This is a genomic window from Roseofilum reptotaenium CS-1145, assembly GCF_028330985.1.
Classification (GTDB): domain Bacteria; phylum Cyanobacteriota; class Cyanobacteriia; order Cyanobacteriales; family Desertifilaceae; genus Roseofilum; species Roseofilum reptotaenium.
In genome coordinates this window covers 30,460-47,123 of sequence record NZ_JAQMUE010000075.1, presented here as the reverse complement: position 1 = coordinate 47,123, position 16,664 = coordinate 30,460, and the positions used below count along the sequence as shown (strand labels likewise).

At 44.1% G+C, this 16,664-nt stretch carries 17 protein-coding genes, 2 tRNA genes and 1 pseudogene; 7 read left to right on the top strand and 13 right to left on the bottom strand.

Annotated features, from left to right (window positions below):
* Positions 1 to 57: 57 nt before the first annotated feature.
* Entirely contained in the window at positions 58 to 1,065 is a 1,008-nt protein-coding gene (locus PN466_RS13640; protein WP_271940187.1) for a hypothetical protein, read from the bottom strand.
* A 213-nt stretch (positions 1,066 to 1,278) separates the two neighbouring features.
* Here PN466_RS13640 and PN466_RS26345 point away from each other — a divergent pair.
* Both PN466_RS26345 and PN466_RS13630 read left to right on the top strand, forming a co-directional pair.
* Positions 1,279 to 1,672 (top strand): annotated as a pseudogene (locus PN466_RS26345) (XisH family protein).
* Complete coding sequence (locus tag PN466_RS13630; protein WP_271940186.1) at positions 1,639 to 1,992, top strand: XisI protein; 354 nt, start codon at positions 1,639 to 1,641, stop codon at positions 1,990 to 1,992. The pseudogene PN466_RS26345 and the gene PN466_RS13630 overlap by 34 nt, the downstream one beginning before the upstream one ends.
* A gap of 28 nt (positions 1,993 to 2,020) precedes the next feature.
* On the opposite strand, the gene PN466_RS13625 is transcribed toward PN466_RS13630, so the two are convergent.
* Complete coding sequence (locus PN466_RS13625) at positions 2,021 to 2,245, bottom strand: DUF4926 domain-containing protein (RefSeq protein WP_271940185.1); 225 nt, start codon at positions 2,243 to 2,245, stop codon at positions 2,021 to 2,023.
* A gap of 94 nt (positions 2,246 to 2,339) precedes the next feature.
* Between PN466_RS13625 and PN466_RS13620 the strand changes: the two genes are divergently transcribed.
* The 3 genes from PN466_RS13620 (at position 2,340) to PN466_RS13610 (ending at position 3,373) form a co-directional block, all read left to right on the top strand.
* Entirely contained in the window at positions 2,340 to 2,660 is a 321-nt protein-coding gene (locus PN466_RS13620; protein ID WP_271940184.1) for a nucleotidyltransferase family protein, read from the top strand.
* Positions 2,650 to 2,850, top strand: a complete 201-nt coding sequence (locus PN466_RS13615; RefSeq protein ID WP_271940183.1) for a HepT-like ribonuclease domain-containing protein — start codon at positions 2,650 to 2,652, stop codon at positions 2,848 to 2,850. Before PN466_RS13620 ends, PN466_RS13615 begins: the two co-directional genes overlap by 11 nt.
* A gap of 148 nt (positions 2,851 to 2,998) precedes the next feature.
* Positions 2,999 to 3,373 (top strand): DUF433 domain-containing protein, encoded by a 375-nt coding sequence (locus PN466_RS13610; protein WP_271940182.1) that lies wholly within the window; start codon positions 2,999 to 3,001, stop codon positions 3,371 to 3,373.
* Between the two features lie 328 nt (positions 3,374 to 3,701).
* On the opposite strand, the gene PN466_RS13605 is transcribed toward PN466_RS13610, so the two are convergent.
* The 10 genes from PN466_RS13605 to thrC all read right to left on the bottom strand — a co-directional run bounded on the left by PN466_RS13605 (position 3,702) and on the right by thrC (position 11,620).
* Complete coding sequence (locus PN466_RS13605; RefSeq protein WP_271940181.1) at positions 3,702 to 4,151, bottom strand: HNH endonuclease; 450 nt, start codon at positions 4,149 to 4,151, stop codon at positions 3,702 to 3,704.
* 2 nt (positions 4,152 to 4,153) lie between these two features.
* Positions 4,154 to 4,396: a hypothetical protein gene (locus PN466_RS13600; protein WP_271940180.1), complete on the bottom strand. Its 243-nt coding sequence runs from the start codon at positions 4,394 to 4,396 to the stop codon at positions 4,154 to 4,156.
* A gap of 109 nt (positions 4,397 to 4,505) precedes the next feature.
* Entirely contained in the window at positions 4,506 to 6,203 is a 1,698-nt protein-coding gene (locus PN466_RS13595) for a hypothetical protein (RefSeq protein WP_271940179.1), read from the bottom strand.
* Positions 6,204 to 6,432: 229 nt separating this feature from the next.
* Entirely contained in the window at positions 6,433 to 7,863 is a 1,431-nt protein-coding gene (locus tag PN466_RS13590; RefSeq protein ID WP_390890003.1) for a vWA domain-containing protein, read from the bottom strand.
* 325 nt (positions 7,864 to 8,188) lie between these two features.
* A tRNA-Leu gene (locus PN466_RS13585) sits at positions 8,189 to 8,264 on the bottom strand.
* A gap of 123 nt (positions 8,265 to 8,387) precedes the next feature.
* Positions 8,388 to 8,459 (bottom strand) — tRNA-Lys (locus PN466_RS13580).
* A gap of 222 nt (positions 8,460 to 8,681) precedes the next feature.
* Positions 8,682 to 8,918: a hypothetical protein gene (locus tag PN466_RS13575; RefSeq protein ID WP_271940177.1), complete on the bottom strand. Its 237-nt coding sequence runs from the start codon at positions 8,916 to 8,918 to the stop codon at positions 8,682 to 8,684.
* 76 nt (positions 8,919 to 8,994) lie between these two features.
* Positions 8,995 to 9,195: a hypothetical protein gene (locus PN466_RS13570; RefSeq protein WP_271940176.1), complete on the bottom strand. Its 201-nt coding sequence runs from the start codon at positions 9,193 to 9,195 to the stop codon at positions 8,995 to 8,997.
* A gap of 759 nt (positions 9,196 to 9,954) precedes the next feature.
* Complete coding sequence (locus PN466_RS13565; RefSeq protein WP_278003090.1) at positions 9,955 to 10,227, bottom strand: MoaD/ThiS family protein; 273 nt, start codon at positions 10,225 to 10,227, stop codon at positions 9,955 to 9,957.
* A gap of 88 nt (positions 10,228 to 10,315) precedes the next feature.
* Positions 10,316 to 11,620: a threonine synthase gene (thrC, locus tag PN466_RS13560; protein ID WP_271940175.1), complete on the bottom strand. Its 1,305-nt coding sequence runs from the start codon at positions 11,618 to 11,620 to the stop codon at positions 10,316 to 10,318.
* A gap of 198 nt (positions 11,621 to 11,818) precedes the next feature.
* Between thrC and PN466_RS13555 the strand changes: the two genes are divergently transcribed.
* Positions 11,819 to 12,646 carry a SirB1 family protein gene (locus tag PN466_RS13555; protein ID WP_271940174.1) on the top strand — a complete coding sequence of 276 codons (828 nt, stop codon included), beginning with the start codon at positions 11,819 to 11,821 and terminating at the stop codon, positions 12,644 to 12,646.
* 21 nt (positions 12,647 to 12,667) lie between these two features.
* Here the strand turns inward: PN466_RS13555 and PN466_RS13550 are convergent, their stop codons facing one another.
* Positions 12,668 to 14,698 (bottom strand): ATP-binding protein, encoded by a 2,031-nt coding sequence (locus tag PN466_RS13550; protein WP_271940173.1) that lies wholly within the window; start codon positions 14,696 to 14,698, stop codon positions 12,668 to 12,670.
* A gap of 147 nt (positions 14,699 to 14,845) precedes the next feature.
* Here PN466_RS13550 and PN466_RS13545 point away from each other — a divergent pair, with 147 nt between their 5' ends.
* The gene (locus PN466_RS13545; protein WP_271940172.1) at positions 14,846 to 16,657 is read left to right on the top strand and encodes an eCIS core domain-containing protein; all 1,812 of its coding nucleotides are present in this window, start codon (positions 14,846 to 14,848) and stop codon (positions 16,655 to 16,657) included.
* The last annotated feature ends 7 nt before the right edge of the window (positions 16,658 to 16,664 follow it).

The window sequence follows — 16,664 nt, the reverse complement described above, 5'->3', positions numbered from 1 at the left end:
ATGCGCTGGGAATCGGTAATCACTTAATTGCAAATCCTATGGATTGAAGTCATAGAATCACAACAAATCTTGGTTGCGCTGTAAGGCTCGTTTCAAGTAATCTAAGGCTTCTTCTAATTTCTTGATTTTCTCCTCATTCGCTTGCTTATTGTACATTAATTCATCTCGTTCATCTTCTAGGGCGCGAATGCCTTGCCGTTGTTCTTTGATGATTTCTTGAGCTAACCGGATATCTTTCTGGATAAAAATTAGCTCTTTCATTACCACTTCTAATTTGGCGGCTTCATTAATCGCAGTGGTGGGAGATTGGGCAAATAATGACCCCAAGCCTACTCCTGAACCTGCGCCCAAGATGGCTCCACCACCGGCAATAACAGCAGCACCACCTGCCATTCCGAAGCCTCCGGCGGCGATCGCCCCTCCACCTAAAAATGCCAATACCGAAGAAACTGCCGCCGCTCCTGACAAACCAGGGGCAATAATGGGGGCAAGAATACCAGCAATAATAGGCGTTCCCAATGCAGCAACTGCGGCTAAAAACACCGCTCCGACTGTGCCGGTAATCCATGGATTAAATCCTCCCTTAATCCCGTCAAGCGCTTCTTTGTGATGAGATTGAAAGCGTTTAATACATTGGGAATCTAGATTAAACAGTTGGGCAAAGGATTTAAGCTTATCTTCAATCAGGTTTGGATTCGCAAACTTCAAACCCTTAAACTGTCCATCTCTAGCCTCTCCGAGGATAGGATAATAAGGGACAAATAGAGTTGATTCTAATAAAATCAAATAGAGTGAAAATTTAGGTTCAACTTCTTGGGCTTGTTCTCTAGCCTTGACTTTCAGGTGGTCGAAATTAGTTATTAATTCTACAACTTCTGTAGAGGGGTTACTCAGTTGCTGGTTTTGCAGGATGAGATTCATGGAATCTCGCCATTTTTCCAGCCAAGTAATCTTTAACAGCTTTTTGTGGTTATGTTCCTCTAGTTTAATATCCGTGAGTACCAAATTGTATTCTAAGCTATACATGAGTTGGGTTTGGGGTAGAGTTAAACCAAATTCTTGCATGATTGTAGCTTGGACTAGCTGAATTCTTCAGCCACTACTTTATCACGGTGATTTAACGAACAAGATTTAAATTTTACAAAAGATCGCAATGGCCCCAAAAAACCTCCCCAGTGAATGAGGAGGTTTTAATTCGGGTGCGGGTAAATTAGCGATCGCCACACTGAAACTACCCTATGTAGTGTAAACTAAAATTACTATGGATTCCCTTACACTATGCCTGCCAAAGACATTTATCATGATGCGGTCAAGAACGCCTTAATTAAAGAAGGTTGGCTCATTACCGCTGATCCTTACTTCATCAAATATGAAGATGCTGAACTTTATGCGGATCTAGCAGCCGAAAAACCAATTGCCGCAGAACGAGAAGGCAAAAAAATAGTTGTTGAAGTCAAAAGTTTTGTGGGAAAATCCCTAATGTATGACTTTCATGGGGCATTGGGACAATACATTGTATTTAGCGATTGATCGTCTGATCTATGAAGATTTTTTTCAAAGAAAATCTGTGCAAGCAGTGATTAAAGATAATCGAGTTTTTTTAATGGTAGTAGATACAGTGAAGGAGGAACTGGTCAAATGGCTGACTTGGAAAATTACCGCTCGATCATAAAACGAATTTTGACCGAATATTATGGTATGAAGATCCATCAAGTTCAGAAAAATCCTGAATGTGAAGTCAGCGATCGCCTAGCTTTAGATGAAATTAGAGATGAATATCTTTGGTTTCGCTTTGGCTGGCAGGCTGAAAAGCTAGTGCAGCATATCATTATCTATTTGAAAATTAAAGATAGCAAAGTTTGGGTGGAACAAGACGTAACGAATTTCTGCATTGTCGATGATTTACTCGCTGCGGGCATTCCTCAAAATGATATTGTTTTAGGGTTCCATCATCCTAGCAAACGGCATTTCACCGAATTTGCCACAGCTTAATTTGTTGGTTTAAAATATAAATGAATAATTAGGTCAAAACTCGTGCTTGGGCAATTTCTCTGTCACCGATCGCCCGAACTTGAGAATTAAACAAAGAAACGATCGCAAGCGGTTTTCCGGTGATGGTGATAAATTCTACTTCATAGCCCAAACCTTCTTGATGGACTAACAGCACCGTGCCAATATCGCCAGTTTTGAAATAATACTCTGGTAAATCTGTGGTTAAAACAACTCGATCTAATTCACTAATCATTTTCGATAACTTGAGGAATTTCTATATTGATAACCTGTCCCAAGGAAGAAGGGCTATAATTGATTTTTAGCCATCATGTTTTTTTGACAAAATCATGACCAACCCATCCAACAAACCCACTGGGATTATCCGTGACAAAGTATTAGGGATTTTGGCACAACACCAGCAAGCCTTAAAAGAGTTTGGCGTAACTTCGCTGGCGATATTTGGCTCTGTTGCTAGGGATGAAGCCACACCGGATAGTGATGTGGATATTTTAGTAGAATTTGATGGATTGGTGAGCTTCGATCGCTATATGGATGTCAAGTTTTATCTGGAAGATCGTTTAGGAACGCGAGTAGATTTGGTGAGTAGAGTAATGCTCAAACCTCTGATTCGTTCTACGGTAGAACAGGAGGCAATTTATGTCGCGTAGTGTGCGTCTGTACTTGGAAGATATCCTCACGTCTTGTGCTAAAGTCAAGCGATACAGCCAAGGAATGACGTTTGAAGAGTTCCCAACCGATGAACGCACCTATGATGCGGTGGTACGGAATTTGGAGATTATCGGAGAAGCGGTCAAAAATATTCCTGAAGAAATGCGATCGCAACATCCAGAAGCTTAATGGCGTAAAATTGCTGGCTTGCGCGATATTTTGGCTCATGCTTACTTTTACTGGAAGTGGTACAGCGAATGATAGAGGCAGAGTTTGCAGACGAATAAAGGGATAGAATGAAATTGACCTTCAGGCACTAGATTTTTTGGAAAAAATCATGACCAACCCATCCGATGAACAAACTGGGATTATCCGTACAGAACGAGGACTGACCATCGCCGGAACACGGATCACGATCTACGATATCATGGACTATGTGACTGCTCAATATCCGTCTAAGTTTATCCGGGGATTATTTGACCTAACAGAAGCACAAATAAACAGCGCTTTAACGTACATTGAAGAAAATTGCGCTCTGGTGGAAGCGGAATATCAGCAAGTTCTTAAGGAAGCGGAAGAACTGCGTCTATATTATGAAGAAAAAAATCGGGATCTGATTGCGAAAATTGCTGCCATGCCCCCGAAACTCGGAACTGAAGCAGCATGGGAAAAACTGCGAGCAGCCAAAGCCAAACGTGAAGTTAAAGCATGATTTTTTTGATCGACCATAATCTCAATGGACAGGCTCTTTCTCTTTAATCTTGCAACTAATAATTTCTCTAGAAGAAACGGTCTGGAGCATTTCATTAAGCGCAGTATCATAGAGAAATGGTATTACACTTTTCAACACTTTAAGGGGAATTGAGATAGTTTCCCTAATCCTACCATGAACCTCAGAGATCGTCCCCAACTCTGTTCGCCTCAATGAAAGGAAGTTGAGGATGTAGTGATAGACGTGGTTGGGGAGTGGGGCTTGTAAGCTTTGTTGTAGTACAGTGGGAAGGCGATCGCCTAAAGCATTGATATGGGGAACGAGTTCGTCAGGATTCAATGGTGTCATCTGATGGTGGATGCCAACCGCCCCGAATCCAAAAACGACGGGCTTTAACAATTGCCCCATCATTATGCTCTTGGTCATTCAAATCTAACCGATCGCACGTTGCACGCCCCATGGAAGTCTTGCCTCGAATTACTAGACCGCCTTTCTGCCAAACAAAATGCTCATTCCACTGATGCAGCCGTGGGTTAAACAACTGAGTAGAAATTTGAGATTCTGGGTCAGTCCCTTCTGTGAAATTGTAACGGTAGCCATTACATCGCTGACAAGCCAAAGCCAAATTTTCAAATGTATCTGCCCCTCCACGCGATCGCGGTTGGATGTGATCGATTTCAAACCGTGCTGCACTGGCTTCTTCAGAGGAATGGCAGTATTCACACAGGTATTTAGCTCGTTCTCGAACCTGTTGCCGAATCTCTTTTGAAATTGCCATATTTATTCGTACTCAGCAATAATTTTTGCATTAAGCAGCGTGAAAATTCGGTCTAGTTCCAACATTCCAGTCAATTCTACTGCTTCATCGGGTGATAGCTGTGACTCTCGCTGTTTTTCGTTCAGGCCCTCCAGTCGCTCTTGCAGGTCTTCACTAAATTTGAATAAGAATAACCCTCGAACTGGCTTAATTTGAATACCAGCATCAATAAAAGAGGAGGGTTGGATCATCAATTGTGCATTCATGGTTTACCTCAGAGGCTATGTTATTGCTGTGTTAGTGGCGATCGCCTAAAGCATTAAGATGGGGAACGAGTGCATCGGGAACTTCTAAGGTGATGGTTGCCATAATGTCTCAAAACAATCGATCTTGAGAGGGGTAAGCGCCAGGATTGACAAGAACGGGCTTGATCCACTGCCAGCGTCTCTCTGTTCTGTCCTTGCCGTAAGCTACTCTTTTCCAGTGTCCCATCCTCCAGTGGGTACGGGGTGTAGGGTGTCTTTCTGTGATATCGTATACGTCTGGTGGGGCTTCGTAATCGTAAACTTGACGGTAATCGGAGCCGATAACTTGAGGATCAAACAAGCGTTTTTGCGTCTTGCCAAACCCTTTCCCGCCTGCTTTAGTGGAGATTTTTAGTGGCGCTTCAATTAGCTCTGGCTTAGTAGATAGATAAAGCAAAAGATTAAAAAATATATCATTGACTGAGTTAATAAACGCTTTATCTTTTTCTTCGTAGTATACACCCGTTTCTATTTGGTTATTGTTCTTATGTAAGACCCCATCAATTACTCGAAATGTAGTAAAGAAGTCGTAAGTCGTGGTGTAGATTCTAATCGTAGTTGCCAATACATCTTTTTGTAGATCGCTTGGTGGTATCGGGTCGGGAAATAAATGAACTCTTTCTTTATCATAAAGTCGAGCGTAATTTGTTTTATTGAGCTTAGTAGTCAAGATTTTAATATAGCGGATGCGGTACTCATAAAATGAATCAAGTGGAGGAAAAAGACAAATAATGGGCACAACCTCTTTTATTTCCGCTAATGGTGGTATTGAGGTTTGCCTAAATGCGGATAGTAGTTCATCCTTAAGCCAGAGGAACTTACAGTCAGTAGCGATGATACTATCAATACCCAACCGCAGAGATATTATATCCTCATTCGCTAACGAAGTTGCATAATCTATAATGCCTTTGCTTTGGGTGTAATAATAAAACAAAAAATCATCCTTAAACTCATTAAAAGGATAGTATCCGTCAACCTGGTGATACTCCAATTTATTAAGTGGGGTATGCTTGATTAATTCTTTATAGTCTTCCCGCTTTTGTATTGCTTTGATGGTTTTTTTACGTTCTTTAGCTTGGGGGTTCATTTGAGTTTCCTGTCGTTTGAGATTTTCTGAGTCTACACCGAAGGTGAGTAGTTGTAAATTCTTGATATCGTCTTCAGTGCGTTGAGGTGACTCATGAGGTAAGCGATCGCTGACTAATTTTCCCATTGAATAAGACTTTTTATGGAGTATTATGGTCGGGTTATCGTAGCGCTCGTCTAGCTTAATTGAGTAGGTTTTTATTTTGGGGTTTAAACAATCATAAAGTTGAAATTTAATACGCCTTCCTATTAAATCTTTATTCAACCTATAAAAGTCTATCTCTTCCTTGTACTCAAATCCATATGAATCATATTTAATAGTCGCTATATCGATCAATTCAGAAAATAAAAATTCTTCGGGAAACGCCCCTGAATTAAGTAAAACCCTTGTTAATTCATTATAGTCTTCTCTCTCTTTATTATAATTACATGAGTCAGTGTATGTATGTTTTTTATGGTCTATTCTTGTTTGCGTAAAAAAGTCTAGATTCCTACGGAAACTCAAACTCTTTGTTGTAGTTTTCACTAACCAATTATAACGATCGCCGGTTTCGTATTCTACACCTTCTAAAGGGTTATACCTTTTTGTGTTAAGTCTAAACTCTATCGCTATTATTTTCCCAGAGGCGTAACCTTCAGAGTCTATTAATATAGGTTTTTTGGTTTTTAATTTAAGTGGCATATCTATTAATCCTTGATTTAATCTTAATAATACTGTAATCCGTTACAGCGCAAAGCGCTATAAGTGAGGTGAATCAAAATCGAGAAGGGGCACACAGTTGAAAATCATTTAAAAATGCTCTCTCGTTATTCACTACCGTATCATAGTGATTTAACGAACAGGATTTAAATTTTACAAAAACTCACAATGGCATAAAAAAACCTCCCCAGTGAATGAGGAGGTTTTCCGATTAGTCTTGACGTACCGGTAGAGCGGTTTCAAGGATTTCCATCAACAGCTCTAACCGAGAGGGACGAGACAACAGGGGAACCAAGTTCGGCAAGGAGTAGTAGTCCCCTTTGAAGTTAAAGGTTTCTACAGGAAACTGCTTTTTCTTCAACTGCGCTTCTACGAAATCATAGCTAGAGTTCACGCGCATAATGATTACATTGGGGAGAATCTCCAGGGTTCGACGATAGGCATCTAAAGCATCTACAAAGTAGGGATGGCTGTTTTCACCTTCGTCAGTGACCAGGATGATTTGTTCTACCCGGTGACGGTTGCGCCGCATGGCTTCCACCGCACAGCCGATACTGGTTCCACCTCCAGCGTTAATGTGCTTAAAGGCTTTTTCCCAGTCGGTGAGTTCTTTACCTTGCGCTTTGACCGCATAGGGTACGGTATCAAAAGCGTAAACAAACAAATCGGCGGTGGTAATGCCGGAAATCAAGGCGGCAAGCTGCTTACCGACTGCGATCGCGCGATGCATAGAGCCGGATTTGTCCACAAGTAAAGCCGTCGGTTTAACAATGCTGCCCCGCTTTTTCACTTGGGTGTTGGCGATCGCCTCCAGCTTCTCCACAGTTTCCCCATCCAGTTCCGTAGCATCCGATGCCACCTGCGCCTTCAGTGCCGAAACCCGATTCGCCTTTTGAGCCGCTTCGAGCTTCTCATCAATCAGCGCCTTCACCTCTGGGTGATTCATGGCTCCCCGTTGTTTCAGAGAGTTCAGGTTATTGATCGTCTCTTGAGGAGACATGGCATGAATCAGCGCCACCAACACCGTCGGGGTAACTTGTTTTACCGCACCAATGGCAATGGTATAGGGAATGCCATGCTTAACAATCAGTTGTGCTTGCTCTGTGGGAGTTGCCGCCTTTGCCACTTGCTTCAGGGCAAACGCCAAACTATCATCTGGCGGATTGTCCTTAAACAACACCGCATTCGCCCGTTCATTGGGCTTAATGTGCAATGTAGCATAGAGATGCTTCATCGCTTTGCGACCTCGCAGAGCGGCGCGATCGAATTGTTTCGGGTTGCCTTCCCGCTTCCGCAGATAGCGAGTCACTGCCGTCCGCGCACACCGGGGCACTTTCTTTTGAAATTGCTTCATAAAGTCCACAATCCGCGCCACTTGGTAAGGAGGGAACTGTTGCAACATCACAAAGCCAGCACTACGGTGTTCGGGAAGTTGGCTGGTGAGCAAAGAACCCACAAACACTTCTTTATGGTCGCGCACATCCCCATTGTGCTGATACCATACGGCCAAGTGGCCATAAAAAATTGGGTCAAGTTGAACTAAAAGGTCATGGAGTTCAGCCACTTCTTGCAATTTCCGGTGGGGAGTGGTGAGCAAGGAGTTCAGCATCTCCAAACGCAGATCTTGCTCTGCATTTTTCACGTTTACCATGGTTCATCTCCTAGACATATAAGACAAACTTTTATAGATAATTCGTATAAACTTGTCGCTAGAAACCGGGTTTCTAAGAATAACATTACCGCACAAGTTAAAATCGCTTTTTATGCCTGCTAATATCGGTTCAGGCTCGCAGCGTACAACTCCAAGTACGCACCGGTTTAGTTGGTGGAGAGTATGTAGGCGATTTAAGTTGGGGCGCGATTGTAATTAAACAATTAATAATGATTTGTAAGGTAAAACCGCTTTACCGATTACCAGCGCACAGCGCTTAAAAAAAAGGTCATTTCGCGCAAGTTCAACAAGCTGTTGGGTCATACACGGGAATCGAACCCGCATGTTCTTGAGCCTAAATCAAGCGCCTTTTTCCATTTGGCTAATATGTAAGCTTGATGAGTCGGGGCGCGAAATGATAATTTTTATATTTTGTAACCCTGTAAATAGGGGAGGAGGAAAGAAAAATGGGAAGGAATGAAGAGCACACCGCGCAAGTCACAAAAAGCGTTGGGGCACATATACAGGATTTGAACCTGCTACCAGTCGATTAAGAGTCGAATGCTCTACCAATGAGCTAATATGTAAGCTTTTTGAGTTAGGGCGCGGTGCGAATTTATTCCTCAAAACTGTACCGTACAAGTCAACTCAGCAATATTTGTTTTGTTGCTCTACCAATTGAGCGACATCCGCCAAGATGAAGGGCGGATGGTGGGAATCGAACCCACATTGTCTTTTTAAGAGACACCATTTATGTATGCTGAACCTGTTGGGGTACGGTACAGTTATATCCCTCTAAATCTTGTTTTTCAAGGGGTGCTGAGTGCGTCCAGTTGGGGTGCTGGTTGTTCGGGGGTTTTTCCTTCTTGAACAAAGATCGTTAGAACGATCGCCATTAGCATCAGAACCAGTAACCCTAATGGCGGTTTATTCGATTGGATTTCGTTTAAGAAACGCTCCTGACCGCACTTGAGGCAAACGTAGTGATCTAGGTTTTGGGTATTGCGAACCCAGGGACAAATTTCGTTACAGTTTGGTGCTTTCATGGTTCACCTCTGGCGATTCTTGTTTGGGAGTAGATTGTCCAAAGCCTGCGGTTCAGGAGTTGAGAAGATTTAAACTTTACCCATAAACCGCTTCAGGACGGATAATAATGTCACCACTAGGGCGGCGATCGATAACATAGTCATTTAAGCGATAAACTCCAACTTCAAGATGACGTGCAATTCGATCCTTGAGGACTGTATCATTCATACTACCGTTAATTTCTAGTTGGGTTTCAGTCACATCATAGGAGCGTCCTTCAAATCGAATATGTACCATCTTGACACCTCCTTTGGGGATTACAAAAGAAATCGACGTTCTAAAAAATAGATGGATATAAGTTGAGTTTTGGTTTGTAAACCCTCCGATGGCTTGCTTGTTCGAGCCGGAGAGTTTGATTGATTCGGTGGATCTTTTTTGACTGTTTTCGACAGTCGTTGATACAATAGGAACACTGTTTTGACTCCTAAACAGTCATTAACAAACCCTTAAAGAAAAATTTCGGTTATTCAGTTTTCAAGGTTCAACAGCAAGGGTTCAGGTGGGACACATCTGACTTCCTTGCTCTCTACATTCACTATACTACACAGCATAATACAAGAATGTCAAGGGTTATGGCAAAAAAATTTTTGTATGGCTCTATCGCTTTAGCTAAAAAGCTTTGCCTATAAGGGTTTGAAGATTATGCTTCGCGCTAGGCAATAGGCAATCGGTAATACAGGAGAATGCCATCTCGCCTTGCTATAGACTGCGAAGTGCTGTTCTAGAGTACACCGTGACCGTTTCGTATAGTAGAGAAAAGGAGAGTTAGGACATTTTCTATTGCCTATTGCTTATTGCCTGTTGCCTATTGCCTGTTGCCTATTGCCTTAAACCATCATCTAACTGTCCGAACCAACTCCTTTTCTGCTATACATATCGTTTCCTGTTCCTGAGCCTCCATAGATCACTTGTTCAGCAAACCCTATATAAAAAAACCACAGCTTTTTAGGCTGTGGAAAATGGAGTTGAGTTCATGCACGTGAGATCAGAAGAAGATTAGCCACCAGCAACTGCGGGGACAATGCTTACTTCATCCCCTTCGTTGAGTGGTGTTGCTGTGCCATCTAAGAAGCGAATGTCTTCTTCCTTCACATAAATATTTAAGAAGCGGCGAGGTTTTCCAGAGTCGTCGCAGATACGGGGTTTAATCCCTGGGCATTTTGTTTCTAAAGCGTCAAGAAGTTCGGCAACTGTTGCTGCTTGTACTTCTACGGTTGCCTCATCCTTGGTGTATTTTTGTAGAGGGGTAGGAATTAAAACTTTAACCATGATTGCAGTATTGTTCTTTTTGTGATTTGGAGATAGCGGGGAAAATAATTTCCCCGTTCCGGATTTAACGAATCATTGGGCTAAGGATTTAGACCAATACTTGTTGCCATTCTAGGCGATCGAGGGTGCGCGCCCTCTCCATTGCCCGTTCAAAGCTTTCTAGATTTGCGTCAATGGTGAGGGGTTCGCCAACATATCCTTGAACGGCTTCTTGAGTTTTCAAGCCGTTGCCGGTAATGTAGGCGACGGTGGTTTCATCGGGGTCAATTTTACCGGCTTCGACCAGTTTTTTGAGGACGGCGATCGTGGTTCCGCCTGCGGTTTCGGTGAAGATGCCTTCGGTTTCTGCTAAGAGTTTAATGCCGTCAATGATTTCAGGATCGGTAACCGATTCGATGTTACCATTGGTTTTGTGGGCTAAATCGAGGGCATAGACTCCATCGGCGGGGTTACCAATGGCGATCGATTTGGCGATCGTGTTGGGTTTGACTGGGGCGATAAAGTCCCGTCCTTCCCGGAACGCGGAGGCGATGGGAGAGCAGCCTTCGGCTTGAGCGCCACTAAAGCGTACCGATTTATCTTCAACTAAGCCGACTTTGATAAATTCTTGGAAGCCTTTGTAAATTTTGGTGTAGAGGGAACCGGAGGCTAGAGGGGCAACGACATGATCGGGCAGTTGCCAACCGAGCTGTTCGGCGACTTCATAGCCTAGAGTTTTGGAGCCTTCGGAGTAGTAGGGGCGCAGGTTAATGTTGACGAATCCCCAGCCGTAGGTATTGGCAACTTCGCTACAGAGGCGATTGACTTGATCGTAGTTGCCTTTGACGGCCATGAGGGTGGGATTGTAAATTAGGGTTCCCAATACTTTACCGGCTTCGAGATCGGCAGGAATAAATACGCAACAGTCTAAACCAGCATGGGCTGCGATCGCCGCAGTAGAATTCGCTAAGTTTCCGGTACTCGCACAAGATACGGTGGAAAACCCTAATTCTCTCGCTCTTGATAGGGCAACCGAGACCACCCGATCCTTAAAACTCAGGGTCGGCATGTTTACCGCATCATTTTTAATATAAAGATTTTTGATACCCAATTGCCGCGCCAAGCGATTCGCCTTCAGAAGAGGAGTCATCCCTGTACCCACATCAATCACGTTATCGCTCAGTAGAGGAAGGAACTGACGATAACGCCAAATGGAGTTGGGGCCGGCTTCAATAGTTTCACGGCTAACTTGCTGGCGCAAACGGTCATAGTTATAACTTACTTCTAGGGGGCCAAAGCATTCTTCACACACATGCTTGGCTTCGAGTTTATAGGTTGTGCCGCACTCTTTACAGACTAACTTTTCACAGGCAGCTTGGGAACTCTGATTTAGGGTTTCAGTGGCAAGGGTCATAAGCTTTGTCTTCCTCTTTGTTTAACGTGCGATTTCTGATCCTCGATTGGCATCGTATCACCGGGGGTCAAGGGTCGTCAAACAATCCAGACTTTTTTAGTCTGGATTAACAAAGCCTATAATTAGCAAGCATTTCAGACAACAGATGGGTGCAGGTATGCCACACTAGGACAAAATGAAAAAAATAAATTTTGGATCATGGACTTTTCTAGAACCAGACAACAGTTCTATCAGGAAATACAGCAACCAGAAGCCTCCATCTCCCTAGCCAAGGCAGCCCTTTACATTGCTGCTGAAGCCTATCCTGAACTCAACCCGGTTGAATACCTGCAACAACTCGATCGCATGGCAGCAGAGATCCAAAGCCAGCTACCGAGTCAGCGCTATCCCTTGCGTGTTATCCAAACGATTAACGATTATCTGTATGAGCAGCTCGGTTTTCGAGGGAATACCGAAGACTATTACGATCCGCGCAATAGCTTCTTAAATGAAGTCCTTAACCGACGTACGGGTATCCCTATCACCCTGGCTTTAGTCTATTTAGAACTTGCCCAACGGCTAGAATTTCCTATGGTGGGCATTGGAATGCCGGGTCATTTTTTGATTCGTCCTGATTTTGAAGAGGTAGGAATTTTTGTTGATGCCTTTGATCGAGGAGAAGTCTTATTTCCTGAAGATTGTGCCAAGCGGTTAGCCCAGATTTATGGACAACCGATAGAATTAAAACCTAAATATCTAGCCCCTGTCAGTCCTCGACAGTTTTTAGCGCGAATGCTGACGAATCTGAAAGTGATTTATCTGCACAATCATCAAATCGATCGCGCCTTGGCTGCCATTGAACGGATTTTATTGTTATTTCCCCAAGCGCCTATGGAATTGCGCGATCGCGGTTTAATCTCCTATGAATTAGGCAACTGGAGTTTAGCCACCCAAGATTTAGAAGACTATTTGTACTATCTCCCCCAAGCCCAAGATAAAATGATGATTCGACAAATTTTAGCCAAAATGGAAGCCAATCAGGGATAATGGAGCAAAATGAACCTTAGCTCAAGAGAGATCCCAACCCTGAGTTTCAGCACGAGTGAGCGATCGCCCCCATTTCAAATATTCTGTTCTCGTCGCTTCCAAAATATGCTTCATTTTTACCGGTTCTTCAGCATCAGCAGCTAAAAAGGCTGCATTTAGCGCGATCGATTTAATATTTCCGCCGGTAACATCCAATTGTCCCAATTTCTTAAAATTCAAGCCCTCTGTCGGAGTTTGCTTGGGAAAAACACGCTGCCAAATTTGACTGCGCTCTGGCGCTTTTGGATAGGGGAAATTAACAATAAAACGTAGGCGACGTATAAAAGCTCGATCTAAGTTATCCTTAAAGTTAGTGGTTAAAATCGCTAATCCTTGATAAGCTTCCATTCTCTGTAACAAATAACTTACTTCAATATTGGCGTGGCGATCGTGGCTATCTTTCACTTCCGTGCGCGAACCAAATAGGGCATCCGCTTCATCAAAGAGTAAAATCCCTCCCCCCTTTTCTGCGGCATCAAAAATACGGCGTAAATTCTTCTCCGTTTCGCCAATATACTTGCTCATTACCGCACTTAAATCAATCCTAAATAAATCTAAATGTAGTTCATGCGCCAACACTTCAGCCGCCGTTGTTTTGCCTGTGCCACTGGTTCCGGCAAATAACGCCGTTAACCCCAACCCGCGCTGATTTTTGGCCGCAAACCCCCAATTTTGATAGACGGTTGCCTGTCGGCGCACATGAATCAGAATTTGCTGCAAAAGCCCTTTTTCTCGCTCCGGAAGTACGAAGTCTTCCCAAGTGGTTCTCACGTCAATACGTTGCGCTAATCCTTCTAATTCCGGTCTGGCTTGCAACCGACAAAACTCCCAAAGTCTCTCACTGATGACTTTAGGAGATAAATCGAGCTGCGATCGCACGACTGCACTAGCGGTTTCAATCATCATTGCCGATAAGCGAAATTGAGCCGCTAAGGATGACAAATATGGCTCTAAATCTTCTGGATAATCTTGCCATGCTTTTTGCCACAGTCCCAGTTGTTCCCCATATTGCAAGGCTTCTACATCAAAGTTCATGGTATGGGGGAGGGGTAACCGTTCATCGGTAGCAACGAGAACTGGGACTTGAAGAGACTGTAAAAAGGGAGACAAAAGTGAGGGGCGGCTTTCTGCTGTTTCCGATTCATTCACCTCTACCCATAACAAACTCGGTGAAAGGGCACACCAGCGCTGCCAACGCATCACTAACCGTTGCAGATTCTGCCGCTCTTTGGGAATAGCATCACTGGGTAGACGATAGAGGGGAAAGTCTAAAGATTGGCTAATCTGGGTCGCTATTTCTGCCTGTGATTCCCTGAGCGGGCCACATAATTGGATAATCGGTTGAGTCCTAGAATTCCCCTCAAATACAGACACCACTTGATGGATAATCGTCTCATAAGAAGGTTGCAGAACCGTTGTGGTTAAGGTTTGAACTGGGTTAAGGGCTGCTGCCAGAACGGGATCGTGATAGGATTCTCCCATTAAATAGTGCAAAATGGCTTCATCAATTTGCAAACAGGCACGGGTTACTTCTGGACTGGTAGCATAATGAATCAGTTGCCATTTTCGCAGGGGACGAGTTTCGGTAAAAGCATCCCAATGGGGTTGGGGCAAACACTCTAGGGCGAGTTGAAATGTGGGATAATTGCAGTCAGGATTATTGTGGGCGATCGCCAACAGATTCGGAAAGTCTGGATCGATGGCTTGTCCCGCACAACAGAGTAAAATACTGACTTCAAATGGGGATAGGGCAAACGTTTGGCTTAAATTTTTGAGAGTACCTAAGTTTTGCACCATTCGTTTGATTGCTTCGAGATCCGGGAGAGGATCGAGAAACTCCACCCCCTCTTCCCCTTGTTTCTGGGCAATGTAGAGATGGAGAAAAGATCGAATAATGGAGATCGCTTCAATCAAAGGATCGATCAGAGATTCTGGGTTCTTAATGACCTGGGTTTCCAGGTCTTGAGCGTCTGTAAGGGGGGGGTGGAGATCGCTCATTGGCTCAACTTTCATAATCCAGATTGCAGTCTTATCTGTTTCCCATCATATCTGTTGCATTGACTTAATAGCTCGACACACAATCGATGAATTTCGCATCTTGGAGAATGCTTAAATCATCCCTTATACTAAAGGGTAAACTCCTCTGTCTTCATCTTCATCATGAATCCTCGCCGCCGCCAAACCCGAATTTCGCCCCGCCAATCTCTATTGGCACAAAAAGAAAAAGCGCCTCAGTATGCTGTTCCCCCAGTTGTACAACCCAAGATACAGAGGAAAACAGGCAGCGAACTCCCGGAGTGGAAACCCAGTGAGAGTCGCAAATCTAGTCCTCTAGAGCGACTGCGGTACTCAGCCGGAGTACAAGCCAAATTAGAGATCGGACAACCCCACGATCCCTATGAACAACAAGCCGATCAAGTGGCGCAAGATGTAGTAGAAACGATACATACGCCTCAAACCCCATCCACTCTGCAACGGGAAATGGGACCAGAAGGGGATGAGGAGATGCAAATGAAACCGATGGTACAACGGCAAGAGGCGATCGCTACAGGAGAAGCATCAACAGAATTAGAATCTTCCATTCATCGAGCTAGAGGAACTGGAAAACCCTTACAGGAAGGCTTACAGCGCTCTATGGGAACCGCTATGAACGCAGATTTTTCTGGGGTGCGTGTTCATACCGATAGTCGTGCCGATCGCCTAAATGAATCGATTCAAGCCAAAGCATTTACAACAGGGCAAGATGTATTTTTTAAGAGTGGGGAATATCAACCAGGGAGCCAGAGAGGACAAAAGCTAATTGCCCATGAGTTAACCCATGTAGTTCAGCAAAGTAGTACAAAGCCCACCATCCAACGCGCTCTGGCTACCACCCAAGAATACACGACGATGAAAGCGAATGCCCGTAAAGAAAAAACTACGTGGTCTGGAACACTTTCAGCCAAGAACTATGGCAAGAAGAAAAACAGTTACGAACAAAAGAGGCAAGACAACGATAACGCAGGTGCTTTTAAAATTCTCCTCGAGCTTCGCAAGAGGTTCACCGAACTCGATAAAAAAGGAGATAACTACTGGAAGAGTAACCGACTCAAGGAGCAATATTTCAGGCCCCTCGAAGCTAAACTCATACAAGAAATGAAGCTTGTTGGCGAGATCTTGCATGTTCGTTTGTCCACAGATGAAGCACCGGAGGTAACGCCGCGAAGTGGAGCCGACGAAGCTGCTGTTTTATGGGCGCACCTCAAGGAAGATGAACAGAGTACGATGGCGGGCATTTGGAATAAAGAAGAGACGCTGCGCTCTCGAATTTGTGAGGTGCTTGGAAACCAAGGGGGACAGTTGAGGCTGACAAACCTCAACTATGTGATGGAGGCTGTACTAACTCGGCAATGGCAAGGGGCAACAAGGTATGTGAAAAATTGGGTTGCGTCCGATTCAGAGTTGAGCCTAAACGAGTATGTAGATCGGGAGATGGAACAAGCTCTAGAAAAGCGCAAGAAATTCAATCCTAACACAACTGCCCATAGCACTGAATATCTAGATGACCAAGCCCGTGCGGACACCCAGCTTCACTTCGGGGGTGGAATGGTCTATAAAGGGACCGAGCAAACGCTCCTTACAACTGATGGCGGTGGCGATGCAATCGTTATGTCGGATGGAGAACTCTTCTCGGCTAAGAAGGGCGACGTTAGTGTTCAGGATAACGTGAAAAAAGTTATTCAACACTCATCATTCCTCAGTGGATTGCCTGTAGATACGGCTGGAATGATCGTAGCAAACGCAGGGACACTGGAAAAGGTGCGGGGCTTCAGCGGACACTATAAACCAACAACGGCCCATCTTGCCCGGCTATGTCTGGCGATGCAAGCGCGTGGGATCGACATGACGAACGTAACCATTGAAGATAAAGATGGTAATAAGTACACAGGCCTACCTAAGTTCTTAGAGTCTATGCATGGAAACGAGGAGTAGTACCCTA